This is a genomic window from Tenacibaculum larymnensis, from assembly GCF_028829235.1.
Taxonomy (GTDB): domain Bacteria; phylum Bacteroidota; class Bacteroidia; order Flavobacteriales; family Flavobacteriaceae; genus Polaribacter; species Polaribacter larymnensis.
In genome coordinates this window covers 62,361-88,343 of sequence record NZ_JAIWJY010000005.1, presented here as the reverse complement: position 1 = coordinate 88,343, position 25,983 = coordinate 62,361, and the positions used below count along the sequence as shown (strand labels likewise).

22 protein-coding genes are annotated in these 25,983 nt (G+C 32.5%); 12 read left to right on the top strand and 10 right to left on the bottom strand.

Translation table 11 applies throughout. The features are described 5' to 3' along the window. Positions 1-11: 11 nt before the first annotated feature. From LCI24_RS09150 to LCI24_RS09135, 4 genes are all read right to left on the bottom strand, one after another. The gene (locus LCI24_RS09150; protein WP_274640105.1) at positions 12-3,266 is read right to left on the bottom strand and encodes a S41 family peptidase; all 3,255 of its coding nucleotides are present in this window, start codon (positions 3,264-3,266) and stop codon (positions 12-14) included. 87 nt (positions 3,267-3,353) lie between these two features. Then, complete coding sequence (ggt, locus tag LCI24_RS09145; protein ID WP_274640104.1) at positions 3,354-5,033, bottom strand: gamma-glutamyltransferase; 1,680 nt, start codon at positions 5,031-5,033, stop codon at positions 3,354-3,356. A gap of 6 nt (positions 5,034-5,039) precedes the next feature. Continuing rightward, positions 5,040-5,627, bottom strand: coding sequence for an acyl carrier protein phosphodiesterase (locus tag LCI24_RS09140; RefSeq protein WP_274640103.1), 588 nt, complete (start codon positions 5,625-5,627; stop codon positions 5,040-5,042). Positions 5,628-5,691: 64 nt separating this feature from the next. After that, the gene (locus LCI24_RS09135; RefSeq protein ID WP_274640102.1) at positions 5,692-7,155 is read right to left on the bottom strand and encodes an aminoacyl-histidine dipeptidase; all 1,464 of its coding nucleotides are present in this window, start codon (positions 7,153-7,155) and stop codon (positions 5,692-5,694) included. A gap of 70 nt (positions 7,156-7,225) precedes the next feature. On the opposite strand from LCI24_RS09135, the gene recR reads away from it, so the two are divergent. After that, complete coding sequence (gene recR, locus LCI24_RS09130) at positions 7,226-7,843, top strand: recombination mediator RecR (protein WP_274640101.1); 618 nt, start codon at positions 7,226-7,228, stop codon at positions 7,841-7,843. A 37-nt stretch (positions 7,844-7,880) separates the two neighbouring features. Here the strand turns inward: recR and LCI24_RS09125 are convergent, their stop codons facing one another. The 5 genes from LCI24_RS09125 to LCI24_RS09105 form a co-directional block, all read right to left on the bottom strand. After that, positions 7,881-8,270 (bottom strand): lipocalin-like domain-containing protein, encoded by a 390-nt coding sequence (locus tag LCI24_RS09125; protein ID WP_274640100.1) that lies wholly within the window; start codon positions 8,268-8,270, stop codon positions 7,881-7,883. A gap of 181 nt (positions 8,271-8,451) precedes the next feature. After that, on the bottom strand, positions 8,452-9,036 hold the full coding sequence (locus tag LCI24_RS09120) for a CopD family protein (RefSeq protein ID WP_274640099.1): 585 nt from the start codon (positions 9,034-9,036) through the stop codon (positions 8,452-8,454). A gap of 2 nt (positions 9,037-9,038) precedes the next feature. After that, the gene (gene hemH / locus LCI24_RS09115; protein ID WP_099213774.1) at positions 9,039-10,067 is read right to left on the bottom strand and encodes a ferrochelatase; all 1,029 of its coding nucleotides are present in this window, start codon (positions 10,065-10,067) and stop codon (positions 9,039-9,041) included. Positions 10,068-10,080: 13 nt separating this feature from the next. Beyond that, on the bottom strand, positions 10,081-10,596 hold the full coding sequence (locus LCI24_RS09110) for a TrmH family RNA methyltransferase (RefSeq protein ID WP_099213773.1): 516 nt from the start codon (positions 10,594-10,596) through the stop codon (positions 10,081-10,083). A 77-nt stretch (positions 10,597-10,673) separates the two neighbouring features. Next, complete coding sequence (locus tag LCI24_RS09105) at positions 10,674-11,555, bottom strand: helix-turn-helix transcriptional regulator (RefSeq protein ID WP_274640098.1); 882 nt, start codon at positions 11,553-11,555, stop codon at positions 10,674-10,676. A 211-nt stretch (positions 11,556-11,766) separates the two neighbouring features. Between LCI24_RS09105 and hemA the strand changes: the two genes are divergently transcribed. The 9 genes from hemA to hemF all read left to right on the top strand — a co-directional run bounded on the left by hemA (position 11,767) and on the right by hemF (position 20,760). Beyond that, a complete protein-coding gene (hemA, locus tag LCI24_RS09100; protein ID WP_274640239.1) occupies positions 11,767-13,038 on the top strand; it encodes a glutamyl-tRNA reductase in 1,272 nt (423 codons plus the stop codon). Further along, positions 13,022-14,608: a hydroxymethylbilane synthase gene (gene hemC / locus LCI24_RS09095; protein ID WP_274640097.1), complete on the top strand. Its 1,587-nt coding sequence runs from the start codon at positions 13,022-13,024 to the stop codon at positions 14,606-14,608. Before hemA ends, hemC begins: the two co-directional genes overlap by 17 nt. Positions 14,609-14,611: 3 nt before the next feature. Beyond that, on the top strand, positions 14,612-15,574 hold the full coding sequence (gene hemB, locus LCI24_RS09090) for a porphobilinogen synthase (protein ID WP_274640096.1): 963 nt from the start codon (positions 14,612-14,614) through the stop codon (positions 15,572-15,574). Between the two features lie 58 nt (positions 15,575-15,632). Then, positions 15,633-16,922, top strand: a complete 1,290-nt coding sequence (hemL, locus tag LCI24_RS09085) for a glutamate-1-semialdehyde 2,1-aminomutase (RefSeq protein WP_274640095.1) — start codon at positions 15,633-15,635, stop codon at positions 16,920-16,922. A 32-nt stretch (positions 16,923-16,954) separates the two neighbouring features. Beyond that, positions 16,955-17,308, top strand: coding sequence for a four helix bundle protein (locus LCI24_RS09080; protein ID WP_274640094.1), 354 nt, complete (start codon positions 16,955-16,957; stop codon positions 17,306-17,308). A 45-nt stretch (positions 17,309-17,353) separates the two neighbouring features. Next, positions 17,354-18,385 carry a uroporphyrinogen decarboxylase gene (gene hemE, locus LCI24_RS09075; protein WP_121147524.1) on the top strand — a complete coding sequence of 344 codons (1,032 nt, stop codon included), beginning with the start codon at positions 17,354-17,356 and terminating at the stop codon, positions 18,383-18,385. 20 nt (positions 18,386-18,405) lie between these two features. After that, on the top strand, positions 18,406-19,008 hold the full coding sequence (locus LCI24_RS09070) for a TlpA family protein disulfide reductase (RefSeq protein ID WP_274640093.1): 603 nt from the start codon (positions 18,406-18,408) through the stop codon (positions 19,006-19,008). Positions 19,009-19,080: 72 nt separating this feature from the next. After that, on the top strand, positions 19,081-19,827 hold the full coding sequence (locus LCI24_RS09065; RefSeq protein WP_274640092.1) for an EI24 domain-containing protein: 747 nt from the start codon (positions 19,081-19,083) through the stop codon (positions 19,825-19,827). 30 nt (positions 19,828-19,857) lie between these two features. Beyond that, positions 19,858-20,760: an oxygen-dependent coproporphyrinogen oxidase gene (gene hemF, locus LCI24_RS09060; RefSeq protein ID WP_274640091.1), complete on the top strand. Its 903-nt coding sequence runs from the start codon at positions 19,858-19,860 to the stop codon at positions 20,758-20,760. Positions 20,761-20,768: 8 nt separating this feature from the next. Here hemF and LCI24_RS09055 read toward each other — a convergent pair whose 3' ends face one another. Then, positions 20,769-23,405 carry a DEAD/DEAH box helicase family protein gene (locus LCI24_RS09055; protein ID WP_274640090.1) on the bottom strand — a complete coding sequence of 879 codons (2,637 nt, stop codon included), beginning with the start codon at positions 23,403-23,405 and terminating at the stop codon, positions 20,769-20,771. A gap of 249 nt (positions 23,406-23,654) precedes the next feature. On the opposite strand from LCI24_RS09055, the gene LCI24_RS09050 reads away from it, so the two are divergent. Beyond that, positions 23,655-24,962 (top strand): dihydrolipoamide acetyltransferase family protein, encoded by a 1,308-nt coding sequence (locus tag LCI24_RS09050; RefSeq protein ID WP_274640089.1) that lies wholly within the window; start codon positions 23,655-23,657, stop codon positions 24,960-24,962. 99 nt (positions 24,963-25,061) lie between these two features. After that, positions 25,062-25,802, top strand: coding sequence for a DUF6263 family protein (locus tag LCI24_RS09045; protein WP_274640088.1), 741 nt, complete (start codon positions 25,062-25,064; stop codon positions 25,800-25,802). Positions 25,803-25,983 lie beyond the last annotated feature (181 nt).

The window sequence follows — 25,983 nt, the reverse complement described above, 5'->3', positions numbered from 1 at the left end:
TTTTTTTATTTTTAATACCCATCAGGTCTTTTCCATCGAACAGGTGGAGCAGGTTCAGGTTTAGGAATGAATTCATTAGTTTTAAGTAAGCGTAAAGCTTCATCAACAGCCTTTTCGAGCTGGGGATCTTTTCCTTTTAAAACTTTACTTGGTTCTTGGTGTACTTCAATATCAGGAGCTACACCTTCACCTTCAACAGCCCAATTACCATCTAAATCAAAAAATCCACCACGAGGAGCAACCATTCTACCACCATCAATAAAAGCAGGTGTATCCCAAGTTCCTACTAAACCTCCCCATGTACGAGTTCCTACTAAAGGCCCTATTTTTCTTTCTTTAAACATGTAAGGGAAAAGATCCCCTCCAGAGCCAGCACGTTCATTAATAATCATCACTTTTGGTCCCCAAATACCAGCAATTGGGGTTGTCCATGGTTTTCTTTTATTAGCCTTACTGTTAAAATATCCAAAAGGTTTTCTAGATAATATATCAATCATATAATCGGCTGCGCTACCACCTCCATTGTTTCTTTCATCTATAATAACTCCTTTTTTATCTTGCTGAGAAAAATAATAGCGATTAAAGGAGGTAAATCCGTTGTTTGATGTGTTCGGAACATATACATACGCTAATTTTCCACCAGACAGTTCATCTACTTTTCTTCTGTTTTCTTCTACCCAGTCTATAGAACGTAAACTTCTTTCGCTGGCAACAGGTTTTACCAAAATGGTTTTTGCTCCCTTAACTGTAGGTTTAGAATTTACCTTAATATAAATTTCTCTTCCAGCTGTTTGCTCTAAGGCTTTATACAGATTGTCTTCTGAAGTAAGGGTAACTCCATTAACTTCTAATAAATAATCTCCTTCTTTAATATCAATTCCAGGAAGCCCTAATGGGGCCTTAATAGAAGGATTCCAACGCTCTCCTTTGTATATTTTAGAAAACTTGTATAAACCATTTGCTTTTTCAAAATCACAACCTAATAATCCAACAGGAACATAGTTGGTTTTAGGAGTATCACCTCCGTAAACGTATGAATGACCAATAGCAACTTCACCGCTCATAATGTCTACAACATAGTTTAAGTCAGTTCTGTGTCTTACATGATCAATCCATGGAGCGTACCATTTGTAGATTTTATCCCATGGGGCACCGTGTACATTGTCAACATATAAAAAATCTCGCATGTAGCGCCAACCTTCTTTAAAGATTTGATGAGCTTCAGCTTTTGGATCGACCTTAATTTTTAAATTGGTTTTTATAGAGCCTTTACCAGGTTTTACTGGAGGTTTACTACTAACAATACTCCAGTTTCCTTTACTTGATAATAATACAGATTCTCTATCTTCTGAAACTGTTATTGAACGAGCTTCTTTGGTAAATTCAGTCGCTTTTTCTTTTGAAATATCATAGTCGTGAATAGTAGTACTTGGGCTGTTTTCATTTGCTTCTGCTACAAAAACATGATTTTTTGGAGCTTTGTATAAAGCTGTATAATTTTTAGCAGGCAATTTTAAAGCAATAGCTCTATTGAAAATGCCTTCTTCATCAATCACAACTTTTATTTTATCAGCTTCTTTTGATGTTTTTTTATCGTTTTTTTCTTCTTCTTTGCTCTTTTCTTCAGAATCTTTTTTTTCAGCTTTCTCTTCGTCAGTTTTCGGTAGGTTAGGAGCTTTGTCTTTGCTGTTCAGAACAATTGCATATAAACTACGTGTTACTGAAGGGTCGTAAGAACTCATGTCTAGCCATCCAGATGCTAACCCGTAGTTGGTGCTAGCCAAGGTATAAATATATTTTCCTGAAGCATCCCATACAGGAGAAATAGCATCTGCTAAAGGATCTGTAATTTGAACTGTTTTTTTAGAACTGATTTGGTATGCATAAATAGACTTAAAATGATTTTCGTTTTGTTTAGCATAAGCAATCCAATCACTATCAGGTGACCATTTAGGATTCATAGTTCTATTCGGATGAGCAAAATTATCGGTAGCTATTTTTTCAGCCTTCTTAGTTTCTAAGTTAAGAACCCAAATATTAAAATGCGTATCGGTAAACGATACATATTTTCCATTAGGAGACCAATCAGGTTTGAAATAAAAAGTAGGATTAGGAATTTTAATATATGATTTATTATCTCCATTTTGGTCGGCAATTACTAACTCGTATTCTCCATTTTTGTCAGAAAACCAAGCTACTTTATCTCCTTTTGGAGACCAAATAGGGTACCTATCAGCAACACCTGAAGAGTTGGTTAAGTTTCTCCAAGTACCATTTTCTTTTGGAACAGTAAAAATTTCACCGCGGTATTCAAAAATGGCTCTTTTTCCTTTAGGAGAAATATTAGGGTTCGTTAAATTTCTTCCTTTTACATCCATCCAACGCGTTCTTGCATAGTTTAAATCACCATGAACTGTTATGGGTATTTGCTTGGTAGCTGAGGTGCTAGGGTTTAAAAAGTGGATGTACCCTCCTTGTTCATAAACAATCCCGTTTGAATTAGCATCCAGACTTTTTACGTCGAATTTTTTATGAAATGTAAGTTGTTTTTCTTGTTTCGTTGTTAAATTATATGACCAAATATTACTAGTGTAGTCTCTTTCAGAAATGTAGTAAACACTACCGTTATACCAAACAGGATCTAAATGCCTTTCTTTATCTTTTTGAGGAGTTTTAACTAGTTTTTGATTTTGCATATTCAAAATCCAAATAGGCATTGCTTGACCACCACGATAGTTTCTCCATTCTGCATCCCAACTAGTAATAGGAGTATAGGCAAGATATTTACCATTTTTTGAAAACTCTCCATAAGCAGCTCTTGGAACTTTTACAGCTTCAGGTAAGCCTCCCTTTAATGAAACGGTATAAAACTTATTTGTTTGAGTAGGTCTGCTTTCTCTAGAAGAACGGAATACAATTTTGTTGTCAGGTGTCCAGCCTTGTACAAAGTCACCACTTGGATGATAAGTTAAACGTTTGGGTTCACCACCAGTAGCAGGAATTACATATACATCAGTATTCCCATCGTACTGTGCGGTAAAGGCAATCATAGTACCATCATTAGAGAAATGCGGGTTTGACTCATAACCATCATCGCTGGTAAGTCGTATGGCATCTCCGCCTTTAATCGGAGCCTTCCAAAGGTCGTTTGCATAAACAAAAACAACCTCAGAATTAGATATCGTAGGTTGTCTTAATAAACGTGTTCCTTGAGAGAAACCAGTATAACAAACTGTTAAAGTAAGTAAGGTTAGTATTTTTTTCATTTTTTTTGAAATTTTAAACTTTAAAGCTACTTAATTAGCTGTTAAAGGAAGTGAAAAATTTGTTAAAACATAAAAGTCTAAAAAAAACTAAAAACCAATAGCAGTATCATCACCTCTAGGATCTGCACCACCTTCTAATTTTCCGTTAGGAAGTACTAAAATAGCATCCACTTTTCCGATAACAGGTGAGTTTGTTTCATCTAATTTGTATCCTAATTGTTGTAAGTCTTTTTTTACTTGTTTGTTAAAACCTTTAGGCTCCATTTTAATAACATCAGGTAACCATTGGTGATGGAAACGTGGTTGATTCACGGCTTCTTGCATTCCCATGTTAAATTCATGAACATTTAAAATGGTTTGTAATACGGAAGTAATAATTGTTGAGCCTCCAGGAGTTCCTACAACCATATGTAGTTGACCATTTTTCTCTACAATAGTAGGAGTCATAGAACTCAACATACGTTTTTCAGGTTCTATTTTATTAGCTTCAGCTCCAACTAAACCGAACATGTTTGGTACACCTGGTTTGCTTGAAAAATCATCCATTTCGTTGTTTAAGAAGAACCCTAGGTCAGCGCAATATAGCTTAGAACCATAAGCACCGTTAATTGTTGTGGTAGCAGAAACAGCATTTCCAAATTGATCAACAATAGAGTAGTGGGTGGTTTCATCACTCTCAATCATAGTAATGCTTCCATGAGAGACATCGGTAGAAGAAGTTGCTTTTTTAAAAGAAAAATCATTCATTCGATTTTTTGTGTATTCTTTACTTTTGAGAGTTTCAATTGGAATTTTCACAAAGTCTGGATCACCTAAATAAAAACTTCTATCTGCGTAGGCTCTACGTTCTGCTTCTGTGATAACTTGTATGGACTTTGTTGAGTTATGCCCAAACTTGTCTAAGTCAAAAGGTTCAATTCCATTCATAATTTGTGCTAAACAAATTCCGCCACTGGCAGGTGGGGACATAGAAATGATACGTAAATTGTCGTAGGTAAAGGTAATTGGGGTTCTCCATTTAGCTTCGTATTTAGCCAAATCTTCTTCAGTTATAATTCCGCCATTTGCCTGCATAAAAGTAACGAGACGTTTTGCTGTTTCACCTTTGTAAAATTCGTCTCTACCATTTTGTGAAATACGCTCTAAAGTTTTGGCTAAAGCAGGATATTTAATAGTGTCACCCTTTTTCCAAGGTTTATCAAAAAGAATAGGGTTTTTGTTTACTTCTAAAAAATAATGTTGGTATTTTTTTATACGGTCTTCTTGTTTTTGAGTAACAATAACTCCTTTTTTAGCTAAGGCAATGACTGGTTTTAAGATTTCTTGAATAGGTAATGAACCGAATTTTTTATGTGTAGCAAAAACACCAGCAACTGTTCCTGGGATTCCTACTGCCATAGCTCCTAATGTACTTTTGTTTTTAATTACATTTCCTAAGCTATCTAAATACATGTCTTTATGAGAAGCAAGAGGTGCTTTTTCACGATAATCTAATGCGCCAATTTCTCCTGTGCTTTTTCGGTATACCATAAATCCACCACCACCAAGGTTTCCAGCATATGGATATGCTACAGCCAACGCTAATTCAGTGGCAACCATAGCGTCAAAAGCATTTCCTCCTTTTTGTAGAATATCGGATCCAATTTTTGAAGCTTCTTTACGAGCAGAAACTACCATAGCTTTTTCAGTAATTAGACCTACAGTTTTTTCTTTTTTACAGTTGCATAGTAATATTAATGCTGAAAGAAATAAGAATGTTTTTTTCATATGTTTTTAGCTTAGTTCTTTTAGTTTTTGATGAGAAAATTCGCGTAAATCTTCAAAAAAAGTAGTAAAATCATTTTCAAAAATTTGATAATGCTCTAATAAATCTCCAGTAGCCAAATTCATTTTTGATTTACCATTAGTGCGCTTATTCATTCCGTTTAAGACTTCTTGAATTCCTTTAGCAAATTGGTAGTTATATAACCAATTGTATTGTATCATATAAGGAAGTATTTTCTGAGTTTTCTCAGGAAGAATATCAATGTTTTCTTGAAGCAATTTATAAACCGAGTTTACATAAATGTTTAATGGGATTTCTGAGTAATTTCTCCAGTTTTTTGCTAAATAATGATCGTAAAAAATATCAATAATTACACCATCATAGTGTCGGTAACGTTCGTGTAATCTTCGTTTGCTAATTCTAACAATTTTGTGCGCATCTGTATAGGTGTCAATTTCTCGATGTAGTAATATACCTTTTTGAATGTCTTCATGAAAGTGAGAAAACTTATTACCTTTTATATGGTCAGCTATGAAGTTACCAATCATAATATTGGTGTTGCTTTCAGAAAGGTATAAATGCGCTAAAAAATTCATTTTATAAATGTAAACAAAAAACCACAACTGAAAAGCTGTGGTTTTAAAGTTTATGTGTAAGTCTTTAATTCTTTACAGGAGTGTTCTTTAAAATCTCTAATAAAAACTTCCAGAATTTTTGTGTTGATGATATTTGTGCGCGCTCATCTGGTGAATGTGCACCTTTAATATTTGGTCCGAAAGAAACCATATCCATTTCTGGGTAGTTCTGGCCTAAAATACCACATTCTAAACCTGCGTGACATGCAGCTACAATAGGTTTATCGTTGTGTAATTCTTCGTATAAGTTAGTTACAGTTTTTAATATTTCAGAATTTACGTTTGGTAACCACCCTGGGTAAGAACCTGAAAATTCTACATCAAAACCAGCTAATTCAAAAGATGAACGTAACGAGTTGGCTAAATCCCATTTATTAGTTTCAGAAGAAGAACGTGTTAAACATCCAATTTTAATAGCTCCGTCTTTTACAATAATACGAGCAATATTATTTGAAGTTTCTACTAATCCTTCAATATCAGGACTCATACGATATACACCATTTAAAGCAGCGTAAACAGCTTTAATTAATCCTTCTTGAACACCTAAGTCCATTACATTTTCTGGAGTGTCAACTTCTTTTAATTCAATAGTAAGGTTAGGTTCTAATGTTGAAAACTCAGCTTTAATATTGTTAATAAGCTCATGTATTTCAAATAAGAAAGGTTCTTTAGAAACAGCATCAATAACTACAGTAGAAAAACTTTCGCGAGGAATAGCATTACGTAAACTACCTCCATTAATTTCTGCAACACGTAATCCGAAGTTAGTAAAACCGTCAAATAATAAACGGTTCATAATTTTATTCGCGTTTCCTAAACCTTTAATAATATCCATTCCTGAGTGACCACCATTTAATCCTGTAACAGAAATTTCATAGGCGATTGTATTTTCAGGAGTAATCTCTTCATTATAACTTCTAGTAGCAGTAACATCTACACCACCAGCGCATCCCATTCCAATTTCATCATCTTCCTCAGTGTCAAGGTTCAATAAAATTTCACCCTCTAATAATCCACCTTCAAGCCCCATGGCACCAGTCATACCTGTTTCCTCATCAATTGTGAATAAAGCTTCAATAGCTGGGTGAGCAATATCTGTAGATTCTAAAACTCCCATAATGGCAGCAACACCTAAACCGTTGTCAGCTCCTAACGTAGTTCCGTCAGCTTTTACCCAATCACCATCTACGAACATTTTGATTCCTTCGGTATCAAAATCAAAAACAGTATCAGCATTTTTTTGGTGTACCATGTCTAAATGACTTTGCATAACGACTGTTTTTCTGTCTTCCATTCCAGTTGAAGCAGGCTTGCGAATAATTACATTCCCAACTTTATCAACCATGGTTTCAAGATTTAATTTCTTACCGAAATCTACCATAAACTGAATTACTCTTTCTTCTTTTTTAGAAGGGCGAGGTACAGCGTTTAAGTCGGCAAAATTTTTCCAAACAGCTTTTGGTTCTAGGTTTCTTATCTCTGAATTCATGTGAATTGAAGTTTTAATTTAAAAGCTACGAAGATACTTAATCCTTATCGAAAAATTGTAAATTCGCAACATGGATTTTTCGTCAAAATTATTAGAAAATGCGGTAAATGAAGTAAGTCGATTACCAGGAATTGGTAAGCGTACAGCACTTCGTTTGGTGTTACATTTATTAAAACAACCGAAAGAAAATACGAAGTATTTAGCAGAGGCTTTAACGCATTTACGTAACGATGTAAAATCGTGTAAAAAATGTCATAATATTTCTGATACAGTGTTATGTGATATTTGTAGTAATCCGAAGCGAAATGCAGAGATTGTATGTGTGGTAGAAGATATTCGTGATGTGATGGCGATTGAAAATACTGCACAATACAGAGGTTTGTACCATGTGTTAGGGGGAAAGATTTCTCCTATTGAAGGAATTGGTCCTCAAAATTTACAGATTGAATCATTAGTAGAAAAGGTAAAAGAAGGAGAAATTAAAGAGTTGATTTTTGCTTTGAGTTCTACGATGGAAGGTGATACCACCAATTTTTATATTTATAAGCAAATAGAACAATACGGAGTAAAAACATCAACTATTGCAAGAGGAATCTCGGTAGGAGATGAGTTAGAATATGCAGATGAGGTGACGCTTGGACGAAGTATTGTGAATAGAATTCCTTTTGAACAGTCGATTAAAGGATAAAAAAAGCGAAGTTTTCGAACTCCGCTTTTTAAGCTAATTATTTTCTCCTGTAAGCTAGTTCTTCTTCGCCCGCTTCTAGAAAAATTAAAGTATTATTGTTGTCTTCAAATCTAATTGAGGTATCTATGGATGCCCCTTGTTTTTCTAAAGTATATAGGTTTTCGCTTTTTTTGTTCCAATTACCTTTAGTTGTGCCAGTGCTTACACATTCATCGTCTGTTAAAGAAAGGTAAGTGTTAATTATTAAATCAAAATCATTTTCAAAGGTTATTGTTGATTTTTTTGTGCAATCATCAGTGTCATCACCATACTGACGAATTAATTGCCATTTTCCAATAATAATATCATCACTCAAAGGAGTATTCTCGTTTGAAGAACAAGAAAGTAGGCTTGCTGCTAAAATTGATAGTGTAATAATTATTTTCATAGCTTAGTATAATTTAAGAGTTTATAATAGTCGACGAAAGTAGTAAAGTTAATTGTGTAAAAAAAGAAATAAACAAACAGTAATTTTGGTCTTTAGAAACTATAACAAAACGTAAAAAAAAACAGCTTTGGAATTCCAAGGCTGTTTTTTTAAGTATTAATCTTTTCTACGATTCATGATTTTAACTTTTATCATCTTCTTCAATCAACTCTTGTTCGTATTTATCCCAAGATTTTTTAGCTCTTACTTTTTTATAATAACGAATACCAATCATCAATAATACTCCAAATAAGATAATTCCTACAACTCCCCAAATCCAGTTAATAGCACTTTTTAAAACTACTAAAAATACAACAGCAAATAAAATTACAGTTGGAATTTCATTAAACATTCGAAGTTTATTAGGTGTGTATTTAACCTCGTCACGTTGTAGTTCTTTGTATATTTTATGGCAAAATCCGTGATAAAAATACAGCGCTAATACAAAGGCTAATTTTACATGCATCCACGGCATTTTTAAATAATAAGGATTTTTATATAGCATCCAAAAAGCAAAAAAACTTGCTAAAAATAAAGAAGGCCAAGTAATAATGTACCATAAACGTTTAGACATTAACTTGTATTGGGTTTGTAATATAGACTTGGCTGGCTCGTCTTTTTTTTCTGCCTCTACATGGTAAATAAACAGACGACCTATGTAAAATAATCCAGCAAACCAAGTTATTACAAATATGATGTGTAATGCCTTTACGTATAAAAAGTCCATAATTAATTTTTATTGAAATCGTTAATCCATCCTGCTAAAACATCTACCCATTCATCATTATCATTAATACAAGGAACAGTGTAAAACTCTTCACCACCAGCTTCCAAAAATTCATGTTTACCCTCCATTGCTATTTCTTCTAAAGTTTCTAAACAATCAGAAATAAAAGCGGGAGTTACTATCGCTAGTTTTTTTATGCCTTCTTTTTCAGCTTTGTTAACAATAGTTCTGTCGGTATAAGGTTGTAGCCAAGGATCTACACCTAAGCGAGATTGAAATGAAGTTGATACTTTATTTTCGTCTAGACCTAATTCAGAAATCACATTTTTGGTAGTTTGATAACATTGGTGACGGTAGCAATATTTATGAGCTTCAGAAGGATTGTTACAACAACTTAAATTTCCTGCTTCAGGGTTACAGTGCGATTTTGTAATGTCAGATTTTCTGATGTGTCGCTCAGGTACTCCATGATAAGAGAATAAAATATGGTCGTAATCTTTATCAGATAAATAATCTTTTATGCTATTAGATAATGCTTTGATGTATTCTGGTTTGTTATAGAAAGCAGGTACATCGGTAATTTTCATGTTAGGAAAGAATTCTTTTCTTAACTCTTCAGCTAATACCAAAATAGTTTCAGTAGTTGCCATGGCAAACTGAGGATATAACGGAACTAATAAAACTTCAGTAACCCCCTTATCATGTAATTCTTGTAATCCACTTTTAATTGATGGATTTCCATAACGCATTGCTAAAGCAACAGGGAGTTCTGTTTTTGCTTGTACTTTGTTTTGTAAACGTTCTGATAGTACAATTAAAGGGGAACCTTCTTCCCACCAAATTTTTTGATAGGCTTCTGCCGATTTTTTAGGACGAGTATTTAAAATAATACCTTTAACAATAAATGTTCTTAACCAATAAGGAACATCAATAACACGTTCATCCATTAAAAATTCTCCTAAGTATTTTTTTACGTCTTTTGGGTTTGTACTTTCTGGTGATCCAAGGTTTACTAATAAAACTCCTTTCATATTTTGGCTGAATTTATTTCAGAATCTTTTTATTTAATTGGTTTGTTGTTTCGTATAGAGCAATAGCTAAGCTATGAATTACATTCATGCTAGAGTTACGCCCATACATTGGTATAGCTACAGTTGCATCTACTAAGTTAACGTTTTCTATACCATTTCTTTCGCTACCCAAAAGTAACACAATTTTAGAATGTGAAGTAAAATCGTAATCGCTAATGTTTATGCTTTCATCGGTAATTTCAATACCAATAATGGTGTTTCCTTCTTCCTTTAATTGATGGATAAGTTGTTCAAAATTCCCATAGGTATCATATGGTATTTGTTGAATAGTATTTCGAGCAGTTTTCTTAACAATTCTATTATCTATAGAAGGAGAACTTTCATGTAAATAGATTTTAGATACTCCAAAACTTTCAGAAATACGAAAGCACATTCCTATGTTTTCAGGAGTACGGATAGCATCACATACAATAGTTACTGGAAAATCTTGCTGATTATTTTCTATATCATAATGAGTTAGTTGTTTCATTTTGTAAGCTTTTAATTTTGTCTACTGTCTACTGTCTACTGTCTACTGTCTACTGTCTACTGTCTACTATCTACTGTCTACTGCAAACTCATTACATATTGTTTAGGTGTAGTGCCAAATTTCTTTTTAAAGGCAGAAATAAAGTGGCTAGAAGTACTATAACCAACTTGTAACCCAACTTCATTTACATTGTACTGATTGCTTTCTAATAGTTTACGAGCATGTTCCATTTTATAATCAAATAAAAAGCTGTACACCGTATCACCATAAATTTGCTTAAAACCTTCTTTTAGTTTTTTTAAGTTTAAGCCTACTTCATTTGCCAAGTCTTGTAAGCTTGGTGGTTCACTCATTCTAGCAATAATAATATCTTTTGCTTTTCTAATTTTTAAAACCTCACGGTCATCAACTAAGAAAGGACAGTATTCTTCATTGGTGTTTTCGCCACTGTCAAAATGTAAACTCAATAATTCATATGTTTTACCTTTTATATAAAGGTCTCGCATTGAACTTTGGTTTTTTGCAGTTAAAATTTGTTGAAGCACCAATAGAACATTAGCATTTATTTCTGCATTGTCGTAATATTTCTTGTTTTTATTGTTTTCACTTAAAAAAGGGATATAGCTAGCTTCTTTTGAAAAAAATGTATGGAATTTTTCAATAGAAATTAGCACGGATACCAAAGAGGTTTTTGGTAATATTTCTAAGTTAATTGGTAGATCTTGTTGTGGATTATATAAGAAAATTGAATGCTTGTCTAAAACATTAAAAGTGTAGCTGTTATTGTTAAAATGAAATTTACAATTACCTTTAACACAGTAGTGTAGTTGTATGTAAGAGTTGTCTATATCTCTTTTGAAAAACTCTATTTCTTCAGAGTTATTCTGAAATTTTAGTACAAAAAAACCTTGTTCTATAGGAACTTCTCTAAATGTACTTTCTGCGATGTTTTTTGACATGGATTCAGTGGTTTTTATAAATCTTATTATTTAGAATGATTCTAAAATAAAATGTTTCTCCTAGTCTATTTTACTGCAAAAATACACTTTTGTGTAAGTTTTTAAGGTGTTTTTGAGTGAAAAAACGAATAGCGACATTAAAAGTTCTTTTAGCGATACTTTTTTTTGTTCAATATTTATATTTTTGACCGACTTTTTTGAAGAAGACTCAATGACAGTAGAAAATAAACATCATAGTAATTTATACAACATAGGCGTTAGTTATAAAAAAGCTGATGCTGCGATTAGGGGGAAATTTAGTATTTCTAAAGAAAATCAAATTCAACTTTTAGAGGAAGCAAAACAAAAAGGGGTAGACGGAATTTTTGTATTGTCTACTTGTAATAGAACAGAAATTTGTGGTTTTGCAGAACACCCTTTTCAGTTAATAAGTATGTTGTGTAAATACTCAAATGGTTCTGTAGAAGAATTTGCCAACGTATCAAACGTATATAAAAATAAAGAAGCCATTAACCATTTGTTTAGAATGGGAACAGGGTTGGATAGCCAAATTTTAGGAGACTACGAAATAGTTGGGCAGTTACGTCAGGCATTTAAGCAAGCTAAAGAAGTAGGAACTACAAATGCATATTTTGAGCGTTTATTGAATCATGTAATGCAAGCAAGTAAGCGAGTTAAAAATGAAACTAAATTAAGTTCAGGTACAACTTCTGTATCGTATGCAGCTGTTCAGTATTTAATTAATAATTTACCAGATTATAATTCAAAAAACATTTTAGTATTCGGTTTAGGTAAAATGGGAAAACATACCTGTAAAAACTTAGCAGAGTATACTCAAAATAAATCAGTAAGTTTAATTAATAGAACTGAAGAAAAAACTTCAGCGTTTGTAAAAGAGCATAGCTCAATAATAAAAGCATCATATGCAAATTTAGCAGAAGAAGTTCATAAAAGTGATGTACTAATCGTTTCTACTGGAGCTAGTTTTCCAACAATAACAAAAGAACATGTTCCTGCAGATAAAGAATTGTTGATTTTAGATTTATCAATGCCAGCGAATGTATCAAAAGAAGTTGCTGATTTAGATAATGTAACGATGGTGAATGTAGATGATCTTTCAAAAATTACTGATGAAACATTAGCTATACGTCAACAAGAAGTACCAGTAGCCGAAGCGATTATTGAAACTCATAACCAAGAATTTCAAGAATGGTTAAATCACAGAAGATTTACCCCAGCAATTACCGCTTTAAAAGAATCGTTACAAAACATTCAACAAGGAGAAATAGCCTTCCATAAGAAGAAAATTAAAAATTTTGATGAAGAACAAGCAGAAATATTAACATCAAGATTTATTCAAAAAATAACCACACAGTTTGTTAAACACTTAAAAGACGAAGAAACTTCAGTAAACACAAGTATTGAAGTAATGGCTAAAGTGTTCGGAGCAAATTTAGAATCCATCCATGCAGAAGATAATTAGAATAGGTACACGCGATAGCCAATTGGCTATGTGGCAAGCAAAAAAAGTTCAAAAACTTTTAGAAGAATTAGGTCATCAAACTCAATTAATCCCCGTTAAAGCAACGGGTGATTTAGTTTTAGATAAACCCCTTTACGAATTAGGAATCACAGGAATTTTTACTAAAAATTTAGATATCGCCATGTTGAATGACGATATTGATATTGCAGTACATTCTATGAAAGATGTTCCTACAGTATTGCCAGAAGGTATTATACAAGCAGCTGTTTTAAAACGTGCAAATTATAACGATATTTTGTTGTTAAAAGACAATGAAGAGTTCATGGCACAACCTAATGGAGTAATTGCTACAGGGAGTTTACGTAGAAAAGCTCAGTGGTTAAATCGTTACCCAACACATACCGTAGAAGGCTTACGTGGAAACGTAAATACACGTTTACAAAAGTTAGAAGATAACGATTGGAACGGAGCCATTTTTGCAGCGGCAGGACTAGAAAGAGTTGGTTTACGACCTAAAGGAGCAGTTAATTTAACATGGATGATACCAGCACCAGCTCAAGGAGCTATTATGATTACTGCTTTAGATGAGAATGAAGAAATTAAAGAGATTTGTACAGAATTAAATGACAAAGACACTGAGATTTGTACAGGCATAGAACGTGAGTTCTTAAATCGTTTAGAAGGTGGGTGTACAGCACCTATTGGGGCATTAGCTTTTATAAATGAAAAAGAAGAAGAAATTAACTTTAAAGGAGTTTTACTAAGTAGAGATGGTAAAAAGAAAATTGAAGTTAGTAAAAAAGTAAAAGTAGGGAAGCATAAATATGTAGCAAAAGATTGCGCTAATTATGTGATAGATAAAGGAGGAAAGTTAATTATGATGGAAGACGAAGGAATTGAAAAGCAATTTTCAATTTATTCGACAAAAAAACTATCTGAAGCACAAAAGAAATTATTACCGACACATATGAGTGTTCAGGATAGTGATTTTATCAAAATTCGTTTTAACAGAATTGCTCCTAAAGTAGTAAAAGAAGAAATAGAAAATGTAATTATTACAAGTAAAAATGGAGTAGAAGCATTACTAAACTCATTTACTTCAGATGAATTACAATTTAAAAATATTTATTGTGTTGGAAGAAGAACTAAAAAGTTAATTGAACAGCGCATCGGGAAGGTAACACACTCAGAAAGAAATGCTAAAAAACTATCTGAGTATTTATCTAAAGAATTAAAAGGACAAGAGGTAACTTATTTCTGTAGTAATTTACGATTAGATACGTTACCACTTATTCTTAAGGCGAACGATATTGTTGTAAACGAAGTCGAAGCTTATAAAACAATGTACAGTCCAGCAAAAGTTGATGAAAAAGTAAACGGAGTATTATTTTATAGTCCATCAACAGTTGAAAGCTACATGGAAAAAAACACTGCTGATAAAATAGCTTTTTGTATTGGAGATAGTACTGCTAATGAAGCAAAAAAACATTTTAAAGAAGTACAAATAGCAAAGATGCCAACCGTAGAAAGTGTATTAGAGTTGGTAAACCTTCACTTTGTAAAAGAATAAACTATGTTTAGAACACGCAGACTAAGAAAAACAGAAAATATCCGTCGTTTAGTTCGAGAAAACAAACTATCGGTAGATGATTTTGTATATCCTTTATTTATTGAAGAAGGAACAGGTATTGAAACAGAAATTCCTTCAATGCCAGGAATCAACCGTTATTCATTAGACACTATTTCTAAAGAATTAGACGAAGTTGTAGCCTTAAAAATCCCAGCAGTTTTATTATTTGGGATCCCATCTAAAAAAGATGATGAAGGCACCGAAACTTGGAATGACAACGGAATTATGCAACAAGCAATCCGATTCATTAAAAAGAACTATCCAAGTTTATATGTAATTACAGATGTGTGTTTCTGTGAATATACCTCACACGGTCATTGTGGAGTTATACACGATAATGATGTAGATAACGATGCTACTTTAGTGAACTTAGCAAAGCAAACGGTATCACATGCAAAAGCAGGAGCAGATATGGTAGCTCCATCAGGAATGATGGACGGAGCAATCGCTATGATGCGTGAATCGTTAGACAATACTGGTTTTACAAACTTACCAATCATGGGATATTCTGTAAAATACGCATCAGGATTTTACGGTCCTTTTAGAGAAGCGGTAGATTCAGCACCATCATTTGGAGATAGAAGAACTTATCAAATGGATCCTTCTAATAGAGATGAAGGATTACGTGAGGCAACTTTTGATGATGAAGAAGGAGCAGATATTTTAATGGTAAAACCAGCTCTATCATATTTGGACATCATTAGGGATTTAAAAAATAATTTTGATAGACCAATCGCTTGCTATAATGTAAGTGGAGAATATTCTATGGTAAAAGCAGCCGCTGAAAAAGGATGGATTGATGGTGAAAAAGTAATGATGGAGAGCTTACTTTCTATGAAAAGAGCGGGAGCAGATATTATCATAACCTATTTTGCCAAAGAAGCTGCTAGAGTTTTAACGAGATAATTTAAAAATGGGTTTATCAACTAAAAACTCATAATTAACAACTAATAATTAGCGAAGAATGAGCTTTAAGAAATCACAAGAATTATATAACAAAGGATTAGAAAACTTAGTAGGAGCAGTAAATTCACCAGTACGTGCATTTGCTTCTGTAGGAGGGAATCCTTTATTCATAAAAAAAGCGAAAGGAAGCAAGATTACTGATGTAGATAACAATTCATACATCGATTTAGTATTGTCTTACGGTCCAATGATTTTAGGACACCGCCATAAAAAAGTAGAAAAAGCCATTAGAAAAGCTTTGAAAAAAGGATATTCTTTTGGAGCATCAACAAAAGGTGAAATTAAATTAGCAAAAATTGTTTGCGATGCTTTCCCAGGAATGGACAAAGTTCGTTTTGTAAATTCTGGTACTGAGGCGGTATTAAGCGGAATTCGTTTAGCGAGAGCGTTTACTGGAAAAGACAAAATTATAAAGTTTGCTGGTTGCTACCACGGACACCAAGATGCCTTATTAGTGGCAGCAGGTTCAGGTTTAGCTACGTTGAGTTTACCAGGAAGTAAAGGAGTGCCAGAAGGAGCTGTGAAAAATACGTTGATTGCAAACTACAATGATTTAGAAAGTGTAAAAGCACATTTTGAAGCTCATGATGATATTGCAGGAGTTATTTTAGAACCTATTGCAGGAAATATGGGAGTAGTAACTCCACAAAATGATTTCTTAAAAGAATTAAAAGAGTATGTAAACTCAAAAGGAGCCTTGTTGATTATTGATGAGGTAATGACAGGTTTCCGTTCTAAGTTTGGAGGAGCACAAGAAGTATTAGGTGTTGAAGCTGACATTACTTGTTTAGGAAAAGTAATTGGAGGAGGTTTTCCAGTAGGAGCGTATGGAGCACGTAATGAAATTATGCAAACAGTAGCTCCATTAGGAGGAATGTACCAAGCAGGAACTTTATCAGGAAATCCAATTGCCATGGCAGCGGGAATTTCAACTTTAACAGAATTAAAGAAACAAAATCCTTACGAAAAGTTTAACGAGATTGCTCAGATCATTGAAGTATTTTTGTTAGAATCAGCAAAAAAGCATGGAGTTGAAATTACAGTTAACCGATTTGGTTCGATGATAAATCCATTCTTTACCAATAAAAAAGTAACCAACTTTGAAGAAGCACAAACTTCAGATACAAAGAAATATGCTACTTTCTTTTGGGAGATGACTAGAAATGGTGTGTTTTTACCTCCAAGTCAGTTTGAAGCTTGGTTCTTATCATCAGCTTTAACGGAAAATGATATTCAAAAGGTAGCTAATGCCATTGATAAGTCGATGGAAGCAGTTGCTTGCTTGTAGAGGTTAGCTTTTAGCTATTAGAAGAAAGAAAAATGAGAAATTTTAGAAACTTAAATGTTTGGAAACAAGGAATTGAGATTGTAAAACGAGTTTACAATCTTTCTGAAAAATTACCTTCTGAAGAAAAATTTGGGTTAAGAAGTCAAATAACAAGAGCTACTATTTCTATTCCCTCTAATATTGCTGAAGGAGCTAGTAGAAATAGTGAAATAGAGTTTAAAAGGTTTTTAGAAATTTCTATGGGATCACTTTTTGAAGTAGAAACTCAACTTATAATTATAGGAGAGTTAGGTTTTATATCTTCAGAAGAATTGAAACCTATCTTTGAATTGCTTGAAAAAGAAGCAAAGATGATAAATTCATTAATAAACAAAATAAAAAGCTAATAGCTAATAGCCATGGGCTAAATGCTAATAATTAACAGCTATAACATGATAAAAAACGATTTATTTTTAAGAGCTTTAAAAGGAGAAACAGTTGACCGTCCACCAGTATGGATGATGCGTCAAGCTGGAAGATATTTACCAGAGTTTATGGAAATTCGTGAAAAGTACGATTTCTTTACACGTTGTAGAACTCCAGAATTAGCATCAGAAATTACAGTACAACCAATTCGTAGATACGGAATGGATGCTGCGATATTATTCTCAGATATTTTAGTAATTCCACAAGCAATGAACATTGAAGTGGAAATGAAACCTAACTTTGGACCTTATTTGCCAAATCCTGTAAGAGATAAAAAAGGGTTAGACAACGTAATTATACCTGATATTCATGAAGAATTAGGGTATGTAATGGATGCTATTAAAGCAACCAAAGAAAAGCTAAACGATGAAATACCATTGATAGGTTTTGCAGGGTCTCCATGGACAATTTTATGTTACGTTGTACAAGGGCAAGGGTCCAAAAATTTCGACAAAGCAAAAGAATTTTGTTTCACTCAACCAATTTTGGCACACGAATTGCTTCAGAAGATTACAGATACCACAATTGCATATTTAAAAGAAAAGGTAAAAGCAGGTGTAAACGCTGTACAAGTTTTTGATTCTTGGGGAGGAATGTTATCTCCAACAGATTATCAAGAATTTTCATGGCAGTACATCAATCAAATAATAGAAGCATTGAAAGATGATGCTCCAGTTATTGCTTTTGGTAAAGGTTGTTGGTTTGCCTTACATGAAATGGCACAATCAAACGCCTCAGCTTTAGGAGTAGATTGGACATGTTCTGCAAGAAATGCTCGTTATTTAACAGGAGGAAATATTACCTTACAAGGTAACTTTGATCCTTCAAGATTGTTGTCTCCACCAGCTGAAATAAAAAAGATGGTACACCAAATGATAAATGAGTTTGGTAAAGACAAATATATTGTTAACTTGGGGCACGGAATTTTACCGAACATTCCGCTAGATAATGCAAAGGCATTTATTGATGCGGTTAAAGAGTATAAAGCCGACAGATAACCCCCTTTAAATAATTAAAAATGAAGAAATTATATTTTGTTTTGATGTGTTTTTTAACAACCGTTATTTTCGCACAAAATAAAACGTATTACAATTTTGCAGTAAACAATTGTGTAGAAGAAAGTGCTGAAGGTTTGATTGATAAGTGCATTAAAGGCTCTTATTTGTTAAATTATAATTTTACTACGATGGATAGTAAAACGGTAAGTACTGACAAAATTAACAAGCCAATTGTGCTTATAGCCAATGCAACTTGGTCAGCTCCTTGTTGGGGAGATGTGCCAGCTTTAAACAAAATGGTTGAAAAATATAATGACCAATTAGAGTTTGTTATGATTTTTTGGGACAAAGAAGCTAAAGTTAAAAGAATGGCTGAAAAACTAGATAAAAGAATCAAACTAGTACCTGCAAGAGAAATAGATAAAGTTAAAAAAGGTTATTTAGATATTAGTGGATTTGTTCACAAGTTAGATTACCCTACAGCTTATCTAATTAACAAAGACAAACAGTTTGTAAACGTTAAAAGAGGAGCAGCAACACCAACAAAAGAAGTAGGTTGGGATAAAGTAAACGAAATTAATACAAAGAATTTTGAAGACTTTTTAGCGCCAATTTTAAAGTAAATAAATTCAACAATATTTTACAGGCCTCTTTCTTTATTGAAAGAGGTTTTTTATTTTCACAGAAAAAAATATATGATACAAAATATTGTAAAAGGAATTCAAGCTTATTTTGGAGCTTTTGGAATGATTTCAAAATTAAAGCTATGGAAGTATTTTATCATTCCAATGTTTATAAGCCTATTAACAGCAACATTTGTTGGTTTTATGGCATATACATTTTCAGATAACATAGGTCATTATGTAGCAAATTTTTGGAAATGGGAATTTGGAAAACAAACCTTTGAGGTAATTAGTACTTTTATAAGTGGATTACTTATTGTGGTAATAGGTTTGGTATTATACAAACATATTGTAATGGCATTATCTGCACCTTTTATGAGTCCCGTTTCAGAAAAAATTGAAGATTACCTTAGAGGAGAAGATCATACGCATAGAATAACTTCTTTTCAAGAACAACTCATAAGGGGGATTCGCATCAATCTAAGAAATTTAGCAAGAGAGTTATTTTTTACGATTCCTATTTTATTACTTGGATTTATCCCAGTAATAGGTATTGTTTCAACTGTGTTACTTTTTTTAATGCAAGCATACTATGCAGGTTTTGGAAATATGGACTATACACTTGAACGTCATTTTAAATACAGAGAAAGTATCAATTTTGTAAAAGAAAACAAGGGGTTAGCTATAGGAAATGGAGTTGTATTTATGCTATTTTTATTAATTCCTGTAATCGGAGTAATTCTCGTATTACCATTATCAGTAACCGCAGCTACTACAGAAACTATTAAGAAAATACAGCTTAAAAAATTACCAGAATAAGTACTTTTGCACTTCAACAGAAACAAACACATGAAAGAACAATTTTACGCCTACATTCAAGAATTACAAGATACCATAACATCTAAATTAGAAGCTATAGATGGTAAAGCTAAGTTTCAAGAAGATTTATGGGAACGTGCTGAAGGTGGAGGAGGTAGAACTCGTGTGATTGAAAATGGAAATATTTTTGAAAAAGGAGGTGTAAATATATCTAAAGTTTTTGGTGAGTTGCCTGAAGCATTAAGAAAGCAATTTGGAGTGGAAAGTGGAGACTTTTTCGCTTGTGGATTAAGTTTAGTAATCCATCCAAAGAATCCATTTGTACCTACAGTACACGCTAACTGGCGTTATTTTGAAATGTATGATGGTGATGGAAACATTGTTACACAATGGTTTGGTGGTGGACAAGATTTAACTCCGTATTACTTATTTGAAGAAGATGCAAAACATTTTCACACTGTTTGTAAAGAAGCTTGTGATAAGCACCATCCAGATTTTTATCCAAAGTTCAAAGAAACCTGTGATAACTACTTTTGGAATGCACACAGAAATGAAGCACGTGGTTTAGGAGGTTTGTTCTTTGACTATTTAAAAGAAACAGAGGAGTTCTCTATGCAAGATCGATATGATTTTGTTACAGAAGTAGGAAATAGCTTTTTAAACTCATATGTACCAATTGTTGAGAGAAGAAAAGATATAGCATACACTCAAGAACATAAAGACTGGCAAGAAGTACGTCGTGGTCGTTATGTAGAATTTAATTTAGTACATGATAGAGGAACCTTATTTGGTTTAAAAACGAACGGACGTATAGAAAGTATTTTAATGAGTTTACCACCAACGGTACAGTGGAAATACAATCACCATCCAGAAGAAGGTTCTGAAGAAGCTAAATTATTAGAGGTATTGGCTAAACCTAAAAGCTGGGTGTAATTTAATACTTATTTCCAAACAACATTTTTCTTAGTAAGTTCACTATTCACATTATGAATATGGAAAAGACTTGCCTTTAGTAACAGTTTTCTTCCATCCAAAGTTCGTGTGTATACTAACTTAGATTTACCAAGATGTTTGCTCCAATTAGATTGAAAAACCAGACATTCTTTTTTGCGAACACCAAAAATTTCTGGAACAGGAAAGAAATTATTTAACTTTAATTTTCTGCGGAACCAACTCGTTTTTATCAGTAAATATTTGGGGTTATCGATAGGTTGTAACAACTCATCCAAAGCCTTTATGAATAGTGTACTTTCATACCTGTTTGCTCCGTGAATAGTACAAGAAACATTTCCTTTAGCTAATAATTGAGTTTGAACTTGTATATCGTTTAATGGTGTTGTTAAAAGGTTTAGCTCATAAAGAGATTCCAAAATAGCCAATGCGATTTTATCTATTTTTTTATGAATCAATCCGAAGTATACATACAATTGAACAGACTTATAAATTTTATAACCAAAAGTTAGTCCTAAGGCAGAAGACAAAGCAAATAGGAAGTAAATAATTCCCTTTTGTAATAAAACATTAAAGTTTTTGATGATAAATTCAGGAAGAAAAAAGGATAAACCAATAATAATTTCACCAATCGTGTATTTTACAATATCTTGATAATACAACTTTTTCTGTTTAGGATATTGTTTATTCTTTTCATTAAAAAAGGTAAGTTCTTTAATAATTCCTTTTCCATTGCTAATGGCATTTGTCCATCGTTGAGAAATTAAATTTCTGTTTTTAGAAAGCTCTAAAGTCTTTTCATTTTGTTGTTGAATATCTTCATCAATAAAATTAGCAGGAAGCTGTAAACGTTCAATTCCGCTAGTTATAACAGCTTTTTTACCATTGGAAATACCTAAGAAAGCATTAAAACGACGAGTAAGAATTTCAAAGTCTCGTCCTCCAAACTCATCCGAAATATCAATACAAGCCAAATGCCAAATCAACCCTACTTTATTAGGATTTTTGCTATCTACTCGAATTGCACGACCACGCATTTGATTTGAAGTAACGAATGAGCCTACAACAGAAGCCAAAATTAAGCTATTAATGGATGGAGCGTCCCAACCTTCACCTAATAACGATTTTGTACCTACTAAAACTTTGATATGTCCGAGTTCAAAAAGTTGAGTGATGACTTCAACAATACTATGTTTAGATGAACTTTTAGTTGTAAGAATTACAAACTCAGTATCTGATTTTAAAGGAGTGTAATTGTAGTTGTCAATAGCATCAATCAAACCAAGTTTAGCAATATTACTACTGTGAATAATTACTAAACTACCTGTAAGAACAGCTAAACTATTTTTGTTTTTAGTAGTTGTTCTAACATGATGAAAAATAGGAATAACTCCTAGTTTTTTAATTTCTTTTATTTCAGGTAAAGAACAGTTTAGGTATTCTTTTCTAATATAATCTGATAAAATAACACAACGTAAATCGTGTTGTAAATTTTGTTGTTCTTGTTGAACAATCGTGGTAATACTTTTTAACTTACTAGGACTATTACTGAGTGATTTATAAAAAAGTTCATTTCCTACTAAATTGACTTTGTTTTTACTGAAAACGGCCAATTTTCGAAGTTTTTTTTCTAAGAAATCTAAATAAACTTCATCTTCAATAAGATTTTCACGATCAGTTACTAATAAGTGTTGAAACAAAATTTGAATCCATTCATTTGCAATTGAAGGAAAATCAATCTCTTCATCTTTATCAAAACCTAATACTTGTAGCTTTTCCAAAGGAATAGTTTCTCCTGCTTCGTGTAAGAAGATTAACATAGAAGAAAAGAAATCAGAATACTTGTAGAGTTCTTCTAAGTTTTCCTCTGTTTTAGCATAAAATCTGTGTTGTTTTAGAAAAGAAATAAATTCTTCATCTTTTAAAATGTCAGTAACAAACTGAGAAATTTTAAGCCTAAAATCAGTAATAAAATTAATTTCTTGATCTTCAGGTTTGGAAAGAAAAACTAAATCTTGATGCGGACAAAGATTTTGCTCTTTCACTAAATCAGGAACTACAATTTCATCATCAATCTCTCCACACAGCTTAAAATACTTTTGAATTTCAGCATTATCACTATCGTAAGGTGGAGTGGCGGTTAAAGCCACTACCGTTTGCATGTGCTGCTCTTTTAAATCAAACAAACATTTCCACCAAGCGTTTTTTAAGTGATGGGCTTCATCTAATAGCAAAACTTCTATTTGATGTTTTTTAAAGAAATTATAATATGCTTCCTTAGTATCAAAAGACTTATAGAAACTGTGTAAGGCCTGATATGTAGAAAAAGTAATATCAGAAGGTTGTTTAATATCAAATGAAATCTGAGAAAAATTACAATCGGTAGTAAAAAAGTTTTGTAAACGATCTTCCCACTGGTTTCTAATGGTTAAAGTGGGAGCTAGAATCAATGTTTTTTTACCTATTCTTTTAATAATTTCTATTCCTAAAATTGTTTTCCCAGAACCAGGCGGCGCAACTATATGAAAATGATCATCCTGTATATGAGCTGAAAAATTTTTAAGCACTTTTGCTTGATAAGGTCTCCAGTCAAATAAGAAGTTAAGTTTGGTAATAGCTTCGTTCAACAATTTTTAATTAGGTTAAAGAGTTCAAAAATAGAATTTTGAGCGAACAAACAAAAGTTTAATTAGATATTAAATTATTCGTAATGATATTTGTTTTTTATAGAGATAACAATAATCTATTTGTTGTTTTTTATAGTTGAATTGAGGATAATCTAATCAGTAAAGAAGAAAACAAAAATATTTAACGGATAAAATCATGAAAAAATCGTTGCTTTTTAGTAACTTCGCAAGCGTTTAAAATTATACACTATGGCTAGATACGAATTGAAGTTGCCTAAAATGGGCGAAAGCGTTGCAGAAGCAACAATAACTTCTTGGGTAAAAGAAGTTGGAGAAACTATTGATATAGATGATACCGTTGTTGAAGTAGCTACAGATAAAGTAGATAGTGAAGTACCTAGTGAAGTAGAAGGAACCTTAGTTGAAATCTTATTTGAAAAAGATGCTGTTGTGCAAGTAGGTGAAACTATTGCAATTATAGAAACAGAAGGAGAAGAGGGAGCTACAGTAGATGCACCTAAGAAAGAAGAGGTTAAACCAGAAACTGTTGCAACAGTAGAAAAAACAGTTGAAGTAGCTAAAGAAACAGTAGCTACTACGATTGATACTTCATCAAGTGATCGTTTTTACTCACCATTAGTAAAAAGTATTGCACAAACAGAAGGAATATCAGTTGAAGAGTTAGAAACTATAAAAGGAACTGGTAAAGAAGGAAGAGTTACTAAAAATGATATTTTATCATATTTAGATAATAGAGGAAATCAATCAACAGTTGCAGCGCCAACTTCAACAGAGAAAAAATCGGCACCTCAATCAGCACCAGCACCAACTCCAGTTTCATTAAGTGGTCAAGATGAAATTATAGAAATGAGTCGTATGGGGAAATTAATCTCTAAACACATGGTCGATTCTATTCAAACATCAGCTCACGTACAGTCATTTATCGAAATTGATGTAACAAATATTGTTAATTGGAGAAATAAGGTTAAAAATGCTTTCCAACAAAGAGAAGGAGAGAAGTTAACATTTACACCAATATTTATGCAAGCTGTAGCTTCTACAATTAAGAAGCACCCAATGATAAACATTTCTGTTGATGGTGATAAAATCATTAAAAGAGGAAATGTAAACTTAGGAATGGCAGCAGCTTTACCTGACGGAAATTTAATTGTACCAGTAATCAAAAATGCTGATATGTTAAATTTAGTTGGTATGACTAAGCAAGTAAACGATTTAGCAGGTAGAGCTCGTGCTAATAAGTTAAAACCAGACGAAATTCAAGGAGGAACTTATACAGTAACGAATGTTGGTAGTTTTGGAAGTATTACAGGTACACCAATAATTAACCAACCTCAAGTTGCAATTTTAGCTTTAGGAGCTATTGTTAAAAAACCAGCTGTTATTGAAACTCCAGAAGGAGATTTTATAGGAATACGTCATAAAATGATTGTATCACATTCTTATGATCATAGAGTGGTAAATGGAGCTTTAGGAGGTATGTTTATTAAAACATTAAAAGAAATTTTAGAATCTTGGGACGTAAATCAAGATTTTTAAAAAGCGATATAATATTTTAAAAGGCTTAGGTATTCACCTAAGCCTTTTTTATTTTTAACTATATTAGCTACTTTAACTACTAATAGAAATCAAAAAAAGATGAGAAAAATTTTAATAGCACTTTTGTTAGGTGTAACAATGGTGAGTTTTGCACAAGAAAAGGTGTTACTTCGTTTAAACTATGAGAAAGGACAAAAGTACACTATGGATATGAAAATGGCTCAAGTTATAGGTACTGGAATAATGACAAATAATATGCATATTCAAATGAAATATAATATAACAGGTGTTTCAGGCGATACATATGAAAGTAGTTCTAAAATTACCAAAATGGTAATGGATATGAAGCAAGGAGCAGTGAATATATCATATGACTCATCTAAAAAGGATGAAGAATTAGATGAGACAGGAAAAATGATGAAGTCTAAAATGCAGCCTATGTTATCAGCTACAATTATGACTAAAGGTGATAACCTAGGAAATATCTTAGAAACAAAGGTTGAGCCTAGTAATATTCAAGGGGCAAAAGATATTACAAAACAATCTAGTAGTGTAATTTACCCTAAAGAGGCAGTTGCTGTAGGAGATACTTGGACAAAAACTAAGAATGACGGAGCAATGAACTTCAGTTTTACCTACAAAGTAAAATCAATATCTTCTAAAAATGTTTTAATAGATATTTCAGGAAAAGTTACGGGAGCAGCTGATGGAGATATTACAGGAGCGATGGATATAGATAGAGACTCAGGTATGCCTTTAGAGTCAAATATAAATATGACAATGAAGATTCAAGGGCAAGATGCAACAACTAATATGACAGCTAAGTTTACTAAAGGTTAAAAACATATTAATCATATACTTACTTGAAAGCTCAGAATTTATTCTGAGCTTTTTTTATGATAAATACAGTTAAAATACTTATTCATAATATGTTATAATTTGTTAATTTTGTAAAACTCTCATTATACTTCTCACAAAGGGGCTAGTTTATAATTTATTTCTTAAGCAAACCCATAATTAC